This window comes from uncultured Polaribacter sp., assembly GCF_947500975.1.
Lineage (GTDB): Bacteria > Bacteroidota > Bacteroidia > Flavobacteriales > Flavobacteriaceae > Polaribacter.
The window spans coordinates 142,382-160,636 of record NZ_CANMUE010000006.1 but is presented as its reverse complement, the minus strand read 5'-3'; the positions used below and the strand labels follow the sequence as shown (position 1 = coordinate 160,636).

Below are 18,255 nucleotides of genomic sequence, written 5' to 3'. Positions count from 1 at the left end.
TTAGTTATTCGTTGTTAGCAAAAAAGCTCACAACTTTAAACTGTTTATGCTTCTGCTAACATTTTTTCTCCAGCATCAATCGCATCTTGAATTGATCCTCTTAAATTAAAAGCAGCTTCTGGATATTTATCTAACTCTCCATCCATAATCATATTAAAACCTTTAATAGTATCTTTAATATCTACTAAAACTCCTGGTATACCAGTAAATTGTTCAGCAACATGAAAAGGTTGAGATAAGAAACGTTGTACACGTCTAGCCCTATGAACTACTAATTTATCTTCTTCTGATAATTCTTCCATTCCTAAAATGGCAATAATATCTTGTAATTCTTTATAACGTTGTAAAATTTCTTTTACAGCAGTTGCGGTATTATAATGTTCATCACCCAAAATCTCAGCAGATAAAATTCTTGAAGTAGAGTCTAAAGGATCCACTGCAGGATAAATACCTAACTCAGCAATTTTACGGGATAATACTGTTGTAGCATCTAAATGCGCAAATGTTGTTGCTGGTGCTGGATCTGTTAAATCATCAGCAGGTACATAAACTGCTTGTACAGAAGTAATAGAACCTTTTTTAGTAGATGTAATACGCTCTTGCATTGCTCCCATCTCTGTTGCTAATGTTGGTTGATAACCTACCGCTGAAGGCATACGCCCTAATAATGCAGAAACCTCAGAACCTGCTTGTGTAAATCTAAAGATATTATCAACAAAGAAAAGTACGTCTTTACCTTGTGCTTCTCCTGCTCCATCTCTAAAATACTCTGCTATAGTTAAACCAGATAATGCAACTCTAGCACGTGCTCCAGGTGGTTCATTCATTTGTCCGAATACGAAAGTTGCTTTAGAACCTCTCATTCCAGGTTTATCAACTTTAGATAAATCCCATCCTCCTTCTTCCATAGAATGCATAAAATCGTCTCCATATTTTATAATACCAGATTCTAACATTTCACGTAATAAATCATTTCCTTCACGAGTTCTTTCTCCAACTCCTGCAAACACAGATAAACCACCATGCCCTTTTGCAATGTTGTTAATCAACTCTTGAATTAAAACTGTTTTACCAACTCCTGCTCCTCCAAATAATCCAATTTTACCTCCTTTTGCATAAGGTTCAATTAAGTCAATTACTTTAATTCCAGTGAATAAAACTTCAGTTGAAACTGATAAATCTTCAAATTTAGGTGCAGCTCTATGTATTGGCAAACCGTCTTCGCCTTTTTTAGCTAAGTTACCTAAGCCGTCAATAGCATCTCCAGTAACATTAAATAAACGACCATAAATATCATTTCCTATTGGCATTTGAATTGGATTACCAGTAGCAGTAACTTCTGCCCCTCTTTGTAACCCATCAGTAGCGTCCATAGAAATTGTTCTTACTGTATCTTCACCAATATGTTGTTGAACTTCTAAAACTAAAATTGATCCATCTGCTTTTTTAATTTCTAATGAATCATAAATATTAGGTAATTTGTTGTTTTCAGTATTAAATTCAACATCAATTACTGGTCCAATAATTTGAGAAACTTTACCTTTTGTTGTAGACATTTTATATCTAATTAAAATTATTATTTATTAAGTGAGGCTCACTTTTCTTTTCAAGTTGCAAAGATAATTTTTTTGACCGGAATTAAAAAGCTATTTCAATAAAAAAGCCTCATCAAATTGATGAGGCTTTTTATATATAATTTAACTAATAATTAGTTAGTTAATTTAATTTCAACTCTTCTGTTTTCAGCTTGACCTGCTCTAGTTTTATTGTCTGCAATTGGATAATCTTGACCAAAACCTTTAGCCGATAATCTTGATGCAGAAATACCTTTAGAAATAAAGTAGTTCATTACTGAATTAGCTCTTTTCTCAGATAATTTTAAGTTAGAAGAAGCTCTACCTGTATTATCTGTATGACCACCGATAGCAAAAGTTGCTTTATCGTTTTTGTTCATGATTTCAACAATAGCATCTAATTGTCTAGTAACTCCAGATTTGAAAGAAGATCTACCTGAATTAAATAAAATTGATTTAGCTGTAAAGTTAAGAACTTCTAAAGCTTTTTTATCAATTACTGCTACAGGACAACCTTTATTTGAAGCTGGTCCTGCTTCACTCTTACAGTTATCATCTTTGTCTAATACACCATCACCATCAGTATCTGGCCAAGGACATCCGCTATTTGCTGCTGGTCCTGCTGTAGTAGCACATTTGTCGTCTTTATCAACAACTCCATCTCCGTCAGAATCTGGACAACCTTTATTAGCTTTAGTTCCTTTAGAATTAGGACACATATCATCTTTATCAGCAACTCCATCACCATCAGCATCAGGACAACCATTCATTGCAGCTAAACCTGCAACATTAGGACAAGCATCATCAGAATCTTTAACACCGTCATTATCAGCATCTGGACAACCATTAAATTCTTTTAACCCAGCAACTTCTGGACAAGCGTCATCTTTATCATATACTCCATCTCCATCAGTATCTTTTCCTCCAAATTTAATTACTAAACCTAAAGAATTTTGATAATGAGCTCTTACTTTATCAGAAAAACCTTTTTTAGTTCCATGTTGGAAGTTAACACCTAAATTATCATTAAACCAAACATTGAAACCAACACCAGCATGAGCCATACCTTCTCCTTGTTCATCAGAAGAAACATAACTACCACCTAAAAACACAAAAGGATCAAACCAAGCTGTATCTCCAATTAATTTGTTTAAATCATATTTTACGATTGCATCAACAGACCAGTATAAGAAATCTGAATCATCTTTTGCAATAAAAGTTTCAATTTTATTTAAAGATCCAGCTAACTGTAAAGAAAAACCTTTTTCTAAATACTTCTCTGCAGAAATTCTTGAAATTGCAGGAATCATGTTCCAATCAGAATTACCAAGTAAATCTTTTACTTGATCACCAAAATCACTTCCATTATAGAAATCTACACTATTTACCCCAAAACTTATTGCCCAAGGATTGTTTTCGTCTTGTGCGCTTACGTTGCTAACTGCTACTAACGTAAACAAAGCTATCACAGCTAATTTTAATCGTTTCATTATCAAATTTTTAAATTAAAAGTTCTTTATTATAATACGCAAAAGTAATCTCTTAAAACGTATCTACAAAACAAATTAACAAAAACTTACTCAAATTTTAAATTATTTTAAATAACATCTAAAGATTTACCAACCTTAATAAATGCGGCAACAGCTTTGTTTAAATGTTCTTTTGAATGCGCAGCTGAAAGCTGAACCCTTATTCTGGCTTTCTCCTTTGGTACAACAGGAAAAAAGAAACCAATTACATAAATACCTTCTTCTAATAACCTGTTTGCCATTGTTTGAGAAAGCTTTGCATCATATAACATGACAGGAACTATTGCTGCATCAGCACCAACTAAATCAAAACCTGCTTTTTCCATTTCAGTTCTAAAGTAGTTTGTATTCCATTCTAGTTTATCACGAAGTGAAGTATCATCTGATATTAAATCAAAAACTTTTAAAGACGCACCAACAATTGCTGGCGCTAATGAATTAGAAAATAAATAAGGTCTTGAACGTTGACGTAAAATTTCAATTATTTCTTTTTTACCAGTTGTATAACCACCCATAGCACCTCCTAATGCTTTCCCTAAAGTTCCTGTAACAATATCAACTCTATCCATAACATTCTTTAACTCAACAGTTCCTCTACCAGTTTTACCAATAAAACCAGTTGCATGGCATTCATCAACCATAACAAGGGCATCATACTTATCTGCTAAATCACAAATCTCATCTAACTTAGCAACAATTCCATCCATAGAAAAAACACCATCAGTTACAATAATTTTAAAACGATGATTCTGTTTATTAGCTTCAATTAGTTGTTCTTCTAAAGAAACCATGTCGTTATTATTATATCTATATCTTGCCGCCTTACACAAACGAACTCCATCTATAATGGATGCATGATTTAAACTATCAGAAATAATTGCATCTTCTTTTGTTAATAAAGGCTCAAATACCCCTCCATTTGCATCGAAAGCTGCAGCATATAATATAGTGTCTTCTGTAGTATAAAAATCTGCAATCTTTTTTTCTAGCTTTTTATGAATATCTTGCGTGCCACATATAAAACGCACTGAAGACATTCCAAAACCATGAGTATCCATTGTATCTTTTGCAGCTTGAATTACCTCTAGATGATTTGATAATCCTAAATAATTATTTGCGCAAAAATTTATTACTTCTTCACCTGTAGAAATTTTTATTACTGCATCTTGTGAAGAAGTTATAATTCTTTCTGATTTATATAAACCAGCTTCTTTTATCTCTTTAAGTTCTTTGTTTAAAGTATCCTTAATTTTTCCGTACATAATTTATGATTTTATTAAATACAAAGTTACAAAGTTTAATTTTACTGATTATACCTCAATAATATCAATTTGATTGTTTAAATAAATTAGCAGCTTTTTATTGACATTAAAGTTCATGGATTTTAATACTCTTTCGTAATTTAATAATTGTTGATGATGGTCACTTGATGATTTTCCTGTCTTATAATCAATAATTGTTACATCATTATTTTCATTAAAAACCAATCTGTCTGGAATTATAACTTGATTATCTACATCTACAATTTCTCTTTCATTATATATTATAACATTTTCTGTAAAATATTTTTTTAATTCTTTATGATTTACAATCTGACTCACATTATTATATATCAATTTAGAATCATTCACATTTATAATTCCCTGCTCCAAATATTCTTGTACAACTTTATCAACATCATTAAAAGTGATAACTTTTGCCATCATTTCATGAATCAGATTTCCAAAATCAATTGCTTTTCCTTGCGTTGTTTCCCATAATTTTGAAGAACTTGCCAACATAGTAATATTATGCTCTTGCCATTTTGTTGAAATGAATTTTTGTTGAATTTCTGTTAGAGATTCAGCCTCTTCTCGTAAACTAACTCTATTAAAATCACCAAAAGAATATTCTAATTGTTCATCATTCCAAAGATTTTTATTCTTTAAATAATTGATAAAAACTCCCGAATAAAAATTAGTATTTTCTTCTCCTTTAGATGAGATTTTCTTCTCAGTAATTATATGCAACTGCTCTACAGCTCTTGTTAATGCAACGTATAACAAGTTAAAATTATCCAATTCTAACTCTTCTCTTTGCTGATTATAAAGAGTAAAACCCCTATCATTTACATATTTTACATCTTTATTATAAGCAATTAATAATTCTTTAAAATCATTAAAATTTTCTGGCAACTTATCTAACCAAACTTTAGGGTTTATTTGCCTGTAAACATCTAAATCATAAGGGAAAATAACCACCGGAAATTCTAATCCTTTCGATTTATGAATAGTCATCACTTGAACAGCATTGCCGCTTTTTGGTGCCACAATACTTAAAACTTCTTTTTTGTCTTCCCAAAAATCCAAAAATTCTTGAATACTTGTTCCTTTTCTTTGTTGCTCTAAAACAACATCTAAGAAAAACTGAACATACGCATCAGAAACTTCAATTAATTGGAAGCTTCTAATAATTTCTTCTACTTTTTCATAAAATGGTTTTTGATAAAAAGTAGCAACATCAAAAGTAATTCCATCGTTTTTTAATAATTCAAAAATTTCTTCATTTTGATGATAAATCAACCCAGAAATAAACCCATGCTTTTCTGTTTCAATGTTTAAATGACTGTGCAAAAAGTATAAGACGCTTAATAGAGTTTCTTTGTCATTAGGATGCTGAATTATCTGTAAAAAATCAATAATAAAATTAACTTTTGGACTATTTTGAAGTAATAAAGTTTCGGAAGAAATAATGTCAATTCCATTTTCTGACAAGAAATTTGCAACCGCAATTCCGTCTTTCTTTTTACGAACTAAAACACAAATTTCATCTAAGGAAAAAGAAGTTTTTAATTCATTAATTTTTTCTAATATTTTCTTCGGATATTTTAAAATTTCATCTTCTTTTTCAACTTCTTTATCTAAAAATGATAATGAAACACAGCCTCCTTTTTTAGCATTTTCCTTTTGTTGATTCCCATCAACAAATAACTTTTTATAGCTTTCATTTTGAATGAATTTTGATGTGTGCTGAAAAAACTGATTGTTAAAATCAATCACTTCAGAAAAACTTCTAAAATTAGTTTCTAATTCTTTTATTTCTTTATCTATAAAAAACGGATTTGACGAACTTTCTTCATCAGAACCTAAGTTTATAAACTGCTCTGCTTTTCCACCCCTCCATCTATAAATCGCTTGTTTTCCATCGCCAACCAAAAGCAAATTACTATTTTCTTGCGCCAAGGCATTATCAATTAAAGGAATTAAATTTTGCCATTGCAACTCAGAAGTGTCTTGCATTTCATCAATAAAATAATGCATAAAACGCTGCCCTATTCTTTCATAAATAAAAGGCGCAGGTTGGTCTTTTATATTATCCGAAATTAGTTGATTAAATTCTGCATTTAACCGTAAATTATTTTCTTCTTTAATATTCTCTAGCTCAATATTTATATGATTTAAAACCGCTAAAGGAATAATACTTTTCAACGCCAATCTATTCATCAAAAATTGCTGATGCAACTTTTCTGAAGCCATGTACAAATCCAATAAAATTGGCAAAATAGATTCTATTGCACTTTTAATATCATCAGATTTATTCTTAGTGTAAAAAAGATTCTCTTCAATTCTTTCTCTCAACTTATTGCTTTCAAAAAAACCTGTTTTCTCTGGGTTTTTAGAAAGCGATAAAAAATGTTTTGGTAATAATGAATAGTAAAAATCTTTATGCTCTAAACTAGCTTCATCAATAATTTGCAACCCTTGATTACCAATCTCCATCAATTGTTTTTTTATTTCTTTTTGATGTGCTGTAAGTTTTGTTTTTAACGCGGTAAAATCTGCTAACTTTTTATCAGATAATTTTCTAAAATGTTTCATATCATCCTCATTTAAAAGGATTCTAGAAAATTCATTTAATTCTCTAGTAATGTCCCAAGATTTATCATCATCTGCTTTATCTAAAGAAAAACTGATTAACAAATTAGTCAAATCCTTATCTGTTCCTATTTTAGAAATTAACACATCAACAGCTTCGTTTAACAAAGAAACCGCATCCATTTCTACATCAAAATTTAAGGATAAACCTAAATCATAAGCAAAGCTTTTTATAATTTTATGTGTAAAACTATCGATAGTTGTTATTGAAAACGCTGAGTAATTTTGCAGAATTGCATCTAAAATTTTAATACTTCTATCCTTAACTATTCCATTATCTAGTGAGGTTTCTTCTAAAATAATTTTTAACAAATCATTTTCTTTTCCGTCAGAAAAATCTTCTAAGTTAGAAAGCACTCTCTCTTTCATTTCACCAGCAGCTTTATTTGTAAAAGTGATTGCTAGTACTTTTTGAAAGGTAAAAATATCTTCTGAATTCAGTAAAACTTTTAGATATTCTTTTACTAGCGTAAAAGTTTTTCCACTTCCGGCAGAAGCATTATATACTTGAAAAGTTGATGGTTGTTGCACAAGCGTATTTTTTATGCAAAATACAAAAAGCCAAACAGAATTTGTTTGGCTTTCTAAATATATTTTAAATCGATATTAACCTAAACCAACATCCAAAGACATCATTACTATAAAACCACCTATAAAACCAAGTGTAGCAATATCTGTATATTTATCTCTCTGCGTTTCAGGTATCACTTCTTCAACAACTACAAAAATCATTGCTCCTGCTGCAAAAGCTAAAGCATAAGGTAAAATTGGTGTAAAAAAAGAAACCGCTAAAGCTCCTAAAACAGCTGCAAAAGGCTCTACAATTGCAGAAAGCTGACCAAACCAAAAACTTTTAAATCTACTAACCCCTTGTCTTCTTAAAGGCATTGCAACTGCAAATCCTTCAGGAAAATTCTGAATTCCGATTCCTATTGCTAAAGAAATTGCTGCAATAATCATTTCTGTTTGCTCTACCCCAACTAAAGTTGAAGCAGCTCCAAATAAAACACCAACCGCTAAACCTTCTGGAATATTATGTAAGGTAATTGCCAATACTAATAAAGTTGTTTTATGCCATTCGGTTTTTACGCCTTCTGCTTCACTTTCTTTAAAATTAATATGTAAGTGTGGTAAAATTTTATCCATTCCAAAAAGCGACAAAGCTCCTAAACCAAAACCAATTGTTGCTGGTAAAACTTTTATAAAGCCTTCGCCCGGGCTGTTTTCTATTGCTGGCGCTAATAAACTCCAAAAACTTGCAGCAACCATAACTCCACCTGTAAAACCTAACATCCCATCTAAAACAGCCCTGTTCATTTTTTTAAAAAAGAACACTAATGCTGCACCTGCAGCTGTTAATCCCCAAGTAAATAAAGACGCATATAATGCTGCTTGAATTGGATGCTCTTTACCAAAAGCAACTAATTGATCAAATGTACTCATGACTTTTTTATATATAAATTGTTAGCTATTTTATTTGAAATTGACATTTTTTTATTGTCTATAATAATAGATACAGAATTGTCAAAATCTTCTTTTTCTAAAACTGTAATTTGTTTCCCTAAAGTGATGCCTTTTTTATCTAAAAATTGTAAAAATTCTGATGATGAATCATTTACACCAACACAAATTCCGCTTTCATTTTTTAATAAAGTTGATAACAAACTTTTTTCTATAATATTTATTTTACCTTCTTTATCTGGAATTGGATCTCCATGAGGATCGTGCGTTGGAAACCCTAAAAAAGCATCAATTTCATTAATTAATTTTGGCGATTTTATATGTTCTAATTGCTCGGCAACGTCATGCACTTCATCCCAAGAAAAATTTAATTTTTCAACTAAAAAAACTTCCCATAACCTATGTTTTCTAACTACGTTTGCAGCTACTTTTTTCCCAAAATCAGTTAAAGTTACCCCTTGATATTTTTTATATACAACAACTTCTTTTTCTGATAATTTTTTTATCATATCTGTAACAGAAGAAGCTTTTGTTGTTAACTTTTTAGCAATAGCATTTGTACTAATTCCTTTTGTAGAAATTGTTTCTAGATGATAAATTGCTTTTATATAGTTTTCTTCAGATTGACTAAACATTACAATATATTAAAACACAAATATAGTAAATTTTCATTTGTAAAATAAAATTTTTAGTCTTATCTAAATTTATTTTTATATTTGCTAAAATTTAAAATATGAAGCACTTTATTTTAATCTTATTTTTATTAATATCTAGTTTCAGCTTTAGCCAAACTATTACGGGAAAAATTACCTCTAAAAATGGAGATGCACTTCTTTATGTTAATATTTATCTAAAGAAAACAAAAATTGGTACATCTTCTAATGAAGAGGGTTTTTACGAGATTCAAAATATTCCTAAAGGAAATTATAATCTTATAATAAGTAGTATTGGATATAAAACAAAATCAGTAAAAATAGCTATAAAAAATAATGATAAATTAGTTAGAAATTTTTCTTTAGAAGAAGATTATTCTTTAGATGAAATTGTTGTTTCTGGAACTTTGCGGCCGGTAACAAAATCTGACAGCCCAGTTCCTGTAGAAGTTTACAGCAATACTTTTTTTAAGAAAAACCCAACGCCTTCGGTTTTCGAATCCATGCAAAATATAAATGGAGTAAGACCTCAGCTTAATTGTAATGTTTGTAATACTGGAGATATTCATATAAACGGTTTAGAAGGCCCATATACTTTTGTTTTAATTGATGGAATGCCTATTGTTAGTGGCCTTTCTACAGTTTATGGCTTAACAGGAATTCCGCAAGCTTTAATTGAAAGAGTTGAAGTTGTTAAAGGACCTGCGTCTACATTATATGGCTCTGAAGCTGTTGGAGGCATCATTAATATCATCACCAAAAAACCTGTAAACTCACCCAAACTTACTACAGACACTTTTGCAAGTTCTTGGGGAGAAATAAATACAGATGTTGGTTTACGATATAAATTATCAGAAAAAACACAAGGTCTTTTAGGCGTTAATTATTTTTACTATCAAAATAAAATTGACAACAATAATGACAATTTTACAGACCTAACATTGCAAAACCGAATTTCTTTATTCAATAAAATAAATATTGAAAGAAAAGATAACAAGGTTTTTACAATTGCAGGACGCTATGTTTATGAAGACAGATGGGGAGGAGAAATGGATTGGGAACGTAAATACAGAGGAACAGATATAAAATACGGAGAAAGTATTTACACAAACAGATGGGAAACTTTTGGCACCTATCAATTACCAACCACAGAAAATATAAACTTTCAATTTAGTGCAAATGGTCATTATCAAGATTCTTTTTACGGAACAGATGCTTACGATGCTAAACAATTAATAGCTTTTGGGCAATTTGTTTACAATAAACAAATTAAAGAAAAGCATGATTTATTATTAGGTGTTGCATATAGATATACTTTTTATGATGATAATACTTTTGCCACTTTTGAAGACGATGGTATTACAAACAAAGCTTCAATTACTCATTTACCGGGATTTTTTTTACAAGATGAAATTACCTTAAATAAGAGAAAAAAAATATTATTAGGCGCAAGATGGGATTATAATAGTCTACATGGTAGTATTTTTTCTCCAAGAATAAATTACAAATGGAATTCTAAAGATAATTCAGATATTTTTAGAGCAAGTGTAGGAAACGGTTTTAGAGTGGCAAATATTTTTACTGAAGATCATGCAGCTTTAACTGGAGCAAGAGAAGTAGAATTTGAAGGTGAATTAGCCCCAGAAACTTCTTGGAATGCAAATATTAATTATGTAAAAAAAATAAATACAGAAAATTCATTTATTACTTTAGATGCAAGTGTTTTTTACACCTATTTTGATAATAGAATTTTACCAGATTACGAAACAGATTCAAACAAAATTATTTATGCTAATTTAGATGGATATTCTGTTTCTAAAGGAATTTCTGTAAATACAGATTTTTTATTTACAAATGGTTTATCTATAAACGCGGGAGCCACATTAATGGATGTTTCTGTTACTGAAAATGGTATAAAAAAAAGACAATTATTAACAGAAAGTTTTAGCGGAGTTTGGTCTATTTCTTATAAATTAAATTCTAATTTTACAGTAGATTATACAGGTAATTTATATGGCCCTATGCGTTTACCCTTATTAGGAGTAAATGATACAAGAACAGAGTATTCTCCTTGGTACAGCATTCAAAATATACAAGCCACTAAAAAATTTGCAAATAGTTGGGAAATTTATGGAGGCGTAAAAAACCTCTTAAATTTTACACCTGCTGCAAATAGCATTAATAGTGCAAACAATCCTTTTGATATTGGTGTTGATACGGAACAAAACCCTGAATTAGCCTTTGACCCAAGTTATGTATACGCATCTAACCAAGGAATTAGAGCTTTTGTTGGACTTCGTTATACATTATTTTAAAATTGATGAAAAAATTAATATGCCTTATTTTTATCCTTGGATATTTTACAACTCATAGTCAAAAAATAGAAGCTTTAAAAATTTATTCTTTTTCTGAGGTAGAAAAATTACATCAACAAAAACCAAAACCTATTGTAGCTTTTATATATACAGATTGGTGTAAAATTTGTTACGGAATGAAAAACACAACTTTTAAGAACAACGGAGTTGTAAAGTTATTAAATGATAATTTCTATTTTGTAAAATTAAATGGTGAAGAACAAAAAGACATCCTATTTTTAGGAAAAAAATTTGTTTATAAACCTTCTGGAAATAAAACAGGAACCCATCAATTAGCAAAAGAACTAGCTACTTTAAAGGGTAAAATTAGCTACCCAACAACAACAATATTAAATACAAATTTTGAAATTATCTTTCAAAAAGACAGCTACATAAATAGTAAAGAAATGATATATGTTTTAAATCAAATTCTAGAATAAATTAGAATCCATTTTGATTACAAATAGTTTTTGCTCTAAAAAGAGCATCAATATCAAAGCTATACACTAATCCAAGTGTAAATTGAAAATGAGGTCTCATACTTTCGAATCTATCCTCGGAAAACTTGTAAATTGCTTGTGCGTTAATTCCTAACCTATCAGATAGCCAATAAGAATTTCCAATACCAAAATTTAAAGTTGGTGTATTTTTAAACTCAGATTGCACCATAGTTCCTCCAATCAAAGCATAAGTATTTAATTTACTTGAGTCATAAAAGTGATATCTTAAAGCACCTCCATACGAAGTATATTTTACAGAATTAGACATAATTCCAATATCATCTATGGTATTAAAAGCTAATTCTGCATTTAAAGAAAACTTACTATTAAATTTATAAGCCACGTTAAGCATCGGTACTTGAAAAATGTATTTGTCGCCAATAAATGCTGCATTATCGTCACTAAACCTAACAACAGAAGCACTTACACCTACCTCAAGACTATTTTGAGATTGTACACTTTTTGCTATTAAAAAAACCACTAAAAATATCTTTATGTTCTTCATATTTATAATTTATTAATTGCTAAACGTAATTTTTAATCATAATCTTATATATTTAATGTGATTTTATTTAAAATCTTTTTCTTTTTATTAGACCCAACAAAAAAGAAAAAGTTTTAAAACATTTTAATTTCACCTATTTCAATTTAATATATTTGCACAAAATATTGTACGTTGAGTAAGCAAAACATTGTAAATCAATATCAAAAATCTGTGAATATTTCACAGATTTTTACAGCCCTTCAACAAGAAAAAAACCATTTTCATATTAAGAATTTGGTTGGATCTTCGTTGTCATTTGTTATATCAGAAACTTTTAAAAAAATAGACAAACCTTATCTTTTAATCTTTAACGATAAAGAAGAAGCAGCCTATTATTTAAATGATTTAGAGCAACTTTTAGGGCATAAAAATGTACTATTTTACCCTGGTTCTTACAGAAGACCTTATCAGATAGAAGAAACAGATAACGCAAATGTTTTATTACGTTCTGAAGTTTTAAATAGAATTAATTCTCGTAAAAAACCAACAATAATTGTTACTTACCCTACAGCATTACTAGAAAAAGTAGTAACAAAAAAAGAATTAGAAAAAAATACTTTAAAAGTAAATGTTGGTGAGAATTTATCTTTAGAGTTTGTGAATGAGGTATTATTCGAATACAAATTTAAACGTGTAGATTTTGTAACAGAACCAGGAGATTTTTCTGTTAGAGGTGGTATTATTGATGTTTTTTCTTTTTCTAATGATGAACCTTATAGAGTAGAATTTTTTGGTGATGAAATTGATAGCATTAGAACTTTTGATGTAGAAACACAACTTTCTAAAGAAAAAATGAAGAAAGTTTCTATAATGCCCAATGTAGAGAATAAAACACTACAGGAAAATAGAGAGAGTTTTTTAAAATATATTTCATCAAAAACAGTAATTTTTGCAAAAAATATTGACTTAATATCAGGAAACTTAGATAAATTTTACACAAAAGCTGAAGAAGCTTTTACTACTTTATCCAAAGAAATTAAACATGCAAAACCATCAGAATTATTTTGTGATGGTAATTATATCAAAAATCAACTACAAGATTTCTCTTTAATCAACTTTGGATCAACTAAAAACAAAGGCTTACAACAAACTCAGAGTAATCTTGAAATTACTTTTAACACAAAACCTCAACCTTCATTTAACAAACAATTTAATTTATTAATTAACGATTTAAATGAACATCATAAGGCAGGTTTTACAAATTATATTTTTTGCGCAAACGAACAACAAGCAAAACGCTTTCATGAAATTTTTGAGGACGCAGACACCGAAGTACATTATGAAACTGTTGTTTTTCCTTTATATAAAGGCTTTGTAGATGTAGAGCAAAAGTTGGTTTGTTATACTGATCATGAAATTTTTGAGCGTTATCATAAATTCCGATTAAAAAACGGTTATGCTAAAAAACAAGCCATTACTTTACGAGAATTAAACAAACTTGAAATTGGTGATTATGTAACACACATGGATCATGGAATTGGAAAATTTGGCGGCTTGCAAAAAATTGATGTACAAGGTAAAAAACAAGAGGCTATAAAATTAATTTACGGAGAAAGAGACATTTTATATGTTAGCATTCACTCACTTCATAAGATTTCTAAATTTAACGGTAAAGACGGCAAAGCACCAAAAATTTACAAATTAGGCTCTGGTGCTTGGAAAAAAATCAAACAAAAAACCAAAGCAAGAGTTAAACATGTTGCCTTTAATTTGATTCAATTGTATGCAAAAAGAAAATTGCAAAAAGGATTTGCTTTTGGACCAGACACACACATACAGCATGAACTAGAAGGAAGTTTTATGTATGAAGATACGCCAGATCAATTTACATCTACACAAGATGTAAAAAACGATATGGAAAAAGAACAGCCTATGGATCGATTGGTCTGTGGTGATGTAGGTTTTGGTAAAACTGAAGTTGCTGTAAGAGCTGCTTTTAAAGCTGTTGATAATGGCAAACAAGTTGCAGTTTTAGTACCTACAACTATCTTAGCTTTTCAACATTATAAAACATTTTCTGAACGTTTAAAAAACTTTCCTGTTACTATCGATTATTTGAATCGTTTTAGAACAGCAAAACAAAAAACAACTGCAATTAATGGTGTAAATGATGGTTCTGTAGATATTATTATTGGTACGCATCAATTAACAAATCAGCGTATAAAATTTAAAGATTTAGGGCTTTTAATTATTGATGAAGAACAAAAATTTGGTGTTGCTGTTAAAGACAAATTAAAAACTTTAAAAGAAAATGTAGATACGTTAACCTTAACCGCTACGCCAATTCCTAGAACCTTACAATTTAGTTTAATGGCCGCCAGAGATTTATCAGTCATTAAAACACCACCACCAAACAGGCATCCTATAGAAAGTCATGTAATTCGTTTTGGAGAAGAAACCATTAGAGACGCAATTTCTTATGAAATTTCTAGAGGTGGTCAAGTTTTCTTTATTCATAATAGAATTGAAAACATAAAAGAAGTTGCTGGTTTGTTACAAAGATTAGTGCCATCTGCAAAAATAGGCATTGGACATGGGCAAATGGAAGGTAAAAAACTAGAAGCATTAATGCTTGGTTTTATGAATAATGAATTTGATGTTTTAGTATCAACAACTATTATAGAAAGCGGATTGGATGTACCAAATGCAAACACAATTTTTATTAATAATGCGAATAATTTTGGCTTGTCAGATTTACATCAAATGCGTGGTAGAGTTGGTAGATCTAACAAAAAAGCATTCTGTTATTTTATAACGCCACCTTATCATATGATGACGGATGACGCTAGAAAACGTATAGAAGCCTTGGTTTTATTTTCTGATTTAGGAAGCGGAATTAATATTGCCATGAAAGATTTAGAAATTCGTGGTGCTGGAGATTTATTAGGAGGTGAACAAAGCGGATTTATAAACGATATTGGATTTGATACGTATCAAAAAATATTACAAGAAGCAATAGAAGAATTGAAAGAAAATGAATTTAAAGAGCTTTACCCTACAGACAATTCTAAACCAAAAGAATATGTAAAAGAGGTACAAATTGATACCGATTTTGAAATTCTTTTTCCTGATGATTACATCAACTCAATTACAGAAAGATTAGCTTTATACAATAAATTAGGAACGCTTGCAAAAGAAACCGAATTACAAATTTTTGAATCAGAGATTATAGACAGGTTTGGAGAGTTTCCAACACAGGTTGAAGATTTATTGGATTCTGTAAGAATAAAATGGTTGGCAAAAGAGCTAGGTTTAGAAAAAATTATTCTAAAACAAAAAAGGATGATTGGTTATTTTGTTTCTGATCAACAAAGCGATTTTTATCAAACAGATGCTTTTTCTAGAATGTTAAAATACGTGCAACAAAATAGTAAAAGCTGTGTAATGAAAGAGAAAGAAACCAAAAATGGCTTGCGTTTATTGATCACTTTTATTAGAATAGATTCAGTAAAAACAGCTTTAGAAATTTTACAAAAAATATAAATAGTATTACGAGTGAAAAATGAGCGAGATTCTAAAATTAAAATTCTCAATCGTTTTAAAAAGCGCATTTCTAAATGACATTGAACATTAAATAATGAAAAACTCACACGTAAAAAACATATTACTTTTACTACTAGCAACTGTATTTATAAGCACTTCTGGGGTACTAGGAAAATATATTAACATGTCTCCAGAAGTAATTATCTGGTTTCGATCTATTTTTGCTGCTATTTTTTTATTTATCTATTGTAAATTAAAGAAAGTAGATTTACAGATAAAAAAGAGAAAAGACCTGCTTCCTTTTTTAATAAGTGCCTTTTTAATGGCTTCACATTGGATTAGTTATTTTTATGCGCTAAAGATATCTAATGTAGCAATTGGGATGCTTTCTATTTATACATTTCCTGTAATTATTGCTTTTTTAGAGCCTCTTTTTATGAAAACAAAATTCAATCCCATTCATATTTTATTGGGCGCATTGGTTTTATTTGGATTGTATATTTTAACACCAGAACTAACTTTAGGAAATTCTGATTTAAGAGGAATTCTTTTAGGTGTTTTCTCTGCATTTTGTTATGCTGTTAGAATTTTAATATTAAAGCAACATGTTGGTAATTATAATGGAACTATGTTAATGTTTTTTCAAATGTTAATTGTTAGCGTATTATTGTTTCCTGTATTATTTTGGGGCGATTTCTCTAATTTTGGAAGTCAATTTCCATATATTATTTTACTTGCTTTGTTAACCACCGCGATTGGACATACAATGTTAGTACATTCTTTAAAACATTTTTCTGCTTCTACAGCAAGTATTATTAGTAGTATTCAGCCAATTTCTGGAATTGTAATTGCGTATTTTATATTAACGGAAATTCCTAATAAAGCAACCTATATTGGTGGTTCACTAATTTTATTAACTGTTATTGTTGAGAGTTTTAGGAGTAAAAAATAATATTTCTACATCAAAAAAGTTAGCAAACAAGTTTAGCCCTGATTGAAATGGCATCCTTTTTTTATTACTTATAAGAATTAGCGTAATTACGAATATGAGATTGCTTCGTAAACTCGCAATGACATTTGGTAAAGGAAAAAAAGATATAATGGAAAGCAGGAAATAGCTTCAAAAAAATAAAAATTTAGAAATAATTACAGAATAATGCTTTGCATCAGAACAACTCTTTATTAGAAATATCTAAATAATTGCGTTTTACAAATGCTAAAATGGTTTCTAGGATTTCGCCCATATTTTTACATTCTTTAAACTTTACATCGCCAACATATTGTATTAAATGCTTCTTTAAAAGCTCTATGTTTTCTGGAAAAGAAATAGTATCTGATTTCATACAATTTATTAAACGAGTGGTTCTTCTTGGCGCAGTAATCATTCTTTTTGCCATAAAAGAACGCTCTTCAACTTTATATTGTCTAATAGAATCATTTCGTAGTTTTTTGCCTACCATTTCTACCATTTTAAAATTTTCTTTCATAAATTGAAGATTATAAACCTTTAAATTTCCTTCGAAAGATTGCTGATCAAAATCGATAGCTCTAATTTTATAAATAATATGATCAAAATCGTGTGTTGGTGTAATTACATAATTATAAGAACGCATATCGCCCAATAAACGCACTAAACAACGCTCTTTAAATTTTACAAACTCTTTAGCAATTTGAGCTTTTTCTGACTCTGTACAATTTGGTAAAATATCTCTAATAAAATCGTCTCCCGGAATTCCTGCAATGTGTTCTTCTATTAAAGTGTCTTTAAAAACGAGAAAATTCATGTTATGTGGAGACAAAATATGCTCTAATTCTAAACCATAAATACGTGAAGCATCTGCTTTTTTTACATAAAAATAAGTAAAATTATCATTTAAAATATTTCTAATTTTTATTCTAAATGGCTTAGAATTACCAAATGTACAGTAATCTATTGCATCTACATTTAAAAAGGGCATTGCATCTTCATTACCATCAGAATGCAATATTGTATAGATTTTTTTTAAACTTCTATCTATTTCTATTCTATCAGAATCTGAATAATAAGTTCGTATCCAAAGTGTGTCTTCATCATTTTTATCATAAACAGTAATTGAGCCCTGAAAACGTAATAAATCATCATAAAAAATAGAGATTTTTATATTTCTATTATAATTTTTTAAATACGCATTTAGCATTTCATTTACTGGAAATGCTGGTTTCTTTTTAGACATCAATTTCTTTTCTACTGCCATCTTTTCTGT

General features: G+C 29.5%; 12 protein-coding genes. 4 read left to right on the top strand and 8 right to left on the bottom strand.

The annotated features are described in order from the left end of the window. Window positions 1-44 precede the first annotated feature (44 nt). The 6 genes from atpD to Q0733_RS08495 form a co-directional block, all read right to left on the bottom strand. Window positions 45-1,556 carry a F0F1 ATP synthase subunit beta gene (gene atpD / locus Q0733_RS08520; protein WP_298781312.1) on the bottom strand — a complete coding sequence of 504 codons (1,512 nt, stop codon included), beginning with the start codon at window positions 1,554-1,556 and terminating at the stop codon, window positions 45-47. A 152-nt stretch (window positions 1,557-1,708) separates the two neighbouring features. Next, a complete protein-coding gene (locus Q0733_RS08515; RefSeq protein ID WP_298781309.1) occupies window positions 1,709-3,064 on the bottom strand; it encodes an OmpA family protein in 1,356 nt (451 codons plus the stop codon). Window positions 3,065-3,171: 107 nt separating this feature from the next. Further along, window positions 3,172-4,365, bottom strand: coding sequence for a glycine C-acetyltransferase (kbl, locus tag Q0733_RS08510; RefSeq protein ID WP_298781306.1), 1,194 nt, complete (start codon window positions 4,363-4,365; stop codon window positions 3,172-3,174). Window positions 4,366-4,413: 48 nt separating this feature from the next. After that, the gene (locus Q0733_RS08505; protein ID WP_298781304.1) at window positions 4,414-7,548 is read right to left on the bottom strand and encodes an exodeoxyribonuclease V subunit beta; all 3,135 of its coding nucleotides are present in this window, start codon (window positions 7,546-7,548) and stop codon (window positions 4,414-4,416) included. A 75-nt stretch (window positions 7,549-7,623) separates the two neighbouring features. Then, window positions 7,624-8,460, bottom strand: a complete 837-nt coding sequence (locus Q0733_RS08500) for a ZIP family metal transporter (protein ID WP_298781301.1) — start codon at window positions 8,458-8,460, stop codon at window positions 7,624-7,626. Next, window positions 8,457-9,113, bottom strand: a complete 657-nt coding sequence (locus Q0733_RS08495) for a metal-dependent transcriptional regulator (RefSeq protein WP_298781299.1) — start codon at window positions 9,111-9,113, stop codon at window positions 8,457-8,459. Before Q0733_RS08495 ends, Q0733_RS08500 begins: the two co-directional genes overlap by 4 nt. A gap of 98 nt (window positions 9,114-9,211) precedes the next feature. Between Q0733_RS08495 and Q0733_RS08490 the strand changes: the two genes are divergently transcribed. Further along, on the top strand, window positions 9,212-11,446 hold the full coding sequence (locus Q0733_RS08490) for a TonB-dependent receptor (protein WP_298781297.1): 2,235 nt from the start codon (window positions 9,212-9,214) through the stop codon (window positions 11,444-11,446). Window positions 11,447-11,451: 5 nt separating this feature from the next. Next, window positions 11,452-11,925 (top strand): DUF255 domain-containing protein, encoded by a 474-nt coding sequence (locus tag Q0733_RS08485; RefSeq protein WP_298781294.1) that lies wholly within the window; start codon window positions 11,452-11,454, stop codon window positions 11,923-11,925. A 1-nt stretch (window position 11,926) separates the two neighbouring features. Here the strand turns inward: Q0733_RS08485 and Q0733_RS08480 are convergent, their stop codons facing one another. After that, complete coding sequence (locus Q0733_RS08480) at window positions 11,927-12,490, bottom strand: outer membrane beta-barrel protein (RefSeq protein ID WP_298781292.1); 564 nt, start codon at window positions 12,488-12,490, stop codon at window positions 11,927-11,929. Between the two features lie 171 nt (window positions 12,491-12,661). Between Q0733_RS08480 and mfd the strand changes: the two genes are divergently transcribed. Both mfd and Q0733_RS08470 read left to right on the top strand, forming a co-directional pair. Next, window positions 12,662-16,012, top strand: coding sequence for a transcription-repair coupling factor (gene mfd / locus Q0733_RS08475; RefSeq protein ID WP_298781289.1), 3,351 nt, complete (start codon window positions 12,662-12,664; stop codon window positions 16,010-16,012). A 94-nt stretch (window positions 16,013-16,106) separates the two neighbouring features. Then, the gene (locus Q0733_RS08470; protein ID WP_298781286.1) at window positions 16,107-16,964 is read left to right on the top strand and encodes a DMT family transporter; all 858 of its coding nucleotides are present in this window, start codon (window positions 16,107-16,109) and stop codon (window positions 16,962-16,964) included. Between the two features lie 214 nt (window positions 16,965-17,178). Here the strand turns inward: Q0733_RS08470 and Q0733_RS08465 are convergent, their stop codons facing one another. Further along, window positions 17,179-18,246 (bottom strand): hypothetical protein, encoded by a 1,068-nt coding sequence (locus Q0733_RS08465; RefSeq protein WP_298781285.1) that lies wholly within the window; start codon window positions 18,244-18,246, stop codon window positions 17,179-17,181. Window positions 18,247-18,255 lie beyond the last annotated feature (9 nt).

Coding starts and splice junctions, on each gene's coding strand:
- atpD (WP_298781312.1), bottom strand. CDS start 1,556: ATGTCTACAACAAAAGGTAAAGTTTCTCAAATTATTGGACCAGTAATT.
- Q0733_RS08515 (WP_298781309.1), bottom strand. CDS start 3,064: ATGAAACGATTAAAATTAGCTGTGATAGCTTTGTTTACGTTAGTAGCA.
- kbl (WP_298781306.1), bottom strand. CDS start 4,365: ATGTACGGAAAAATTAAGGATACTTTAAACAAAGAACTTAAAGAGATA.
- Q0733_RS08500 (WP_298781301.1), bottom strand. CDS start 8,460: ATGAGTACATTTGATCAATTAGTTGCTTTTGGTAAAGAGCATCCAATT.
- Q0733_RS08495 (WP_298781299.1), bottom strand. CDS start 9,113: ATGTTTAGTCAATCTGAAGAAAACTATATAAAAGCAATTTATCATCTA.
- Q0733_RS08490 (WP_298781297.1), top strand. CDS start 9,212: ATGAAGCACTTTATTTTAATCTTATTTTTATTAATATCTAGTTTCAGC.
- Q0733_RS08485 (WP_298781294.1), top strand. CDS start 11,452: ATGAAAAAATTAATATGCCTTATTTTTATCCTTGGATATTTTACAACT.
- Q0733_RS08480 (WP_298781292.1), bottom strand. CDS start 12,490: ATGAAGAACATAAAGATATTTTTAGTGGTTTTTTTAATAGCAAAAAGT.
- Q0733_RS08470 (WP_298781286.1), top strand. CDS start 16,107: ATGAAAAACTCACACGTAAAAAACATATTACTTTTACTACTAGCAACT.
- Q0733_RS08465 (WP_298781285.1), bottom strand. CDS start 18,246: ATGGCAGTAGAAAAGAAATTGATGTCTAAAAAGAAACCAGCATTTCCA.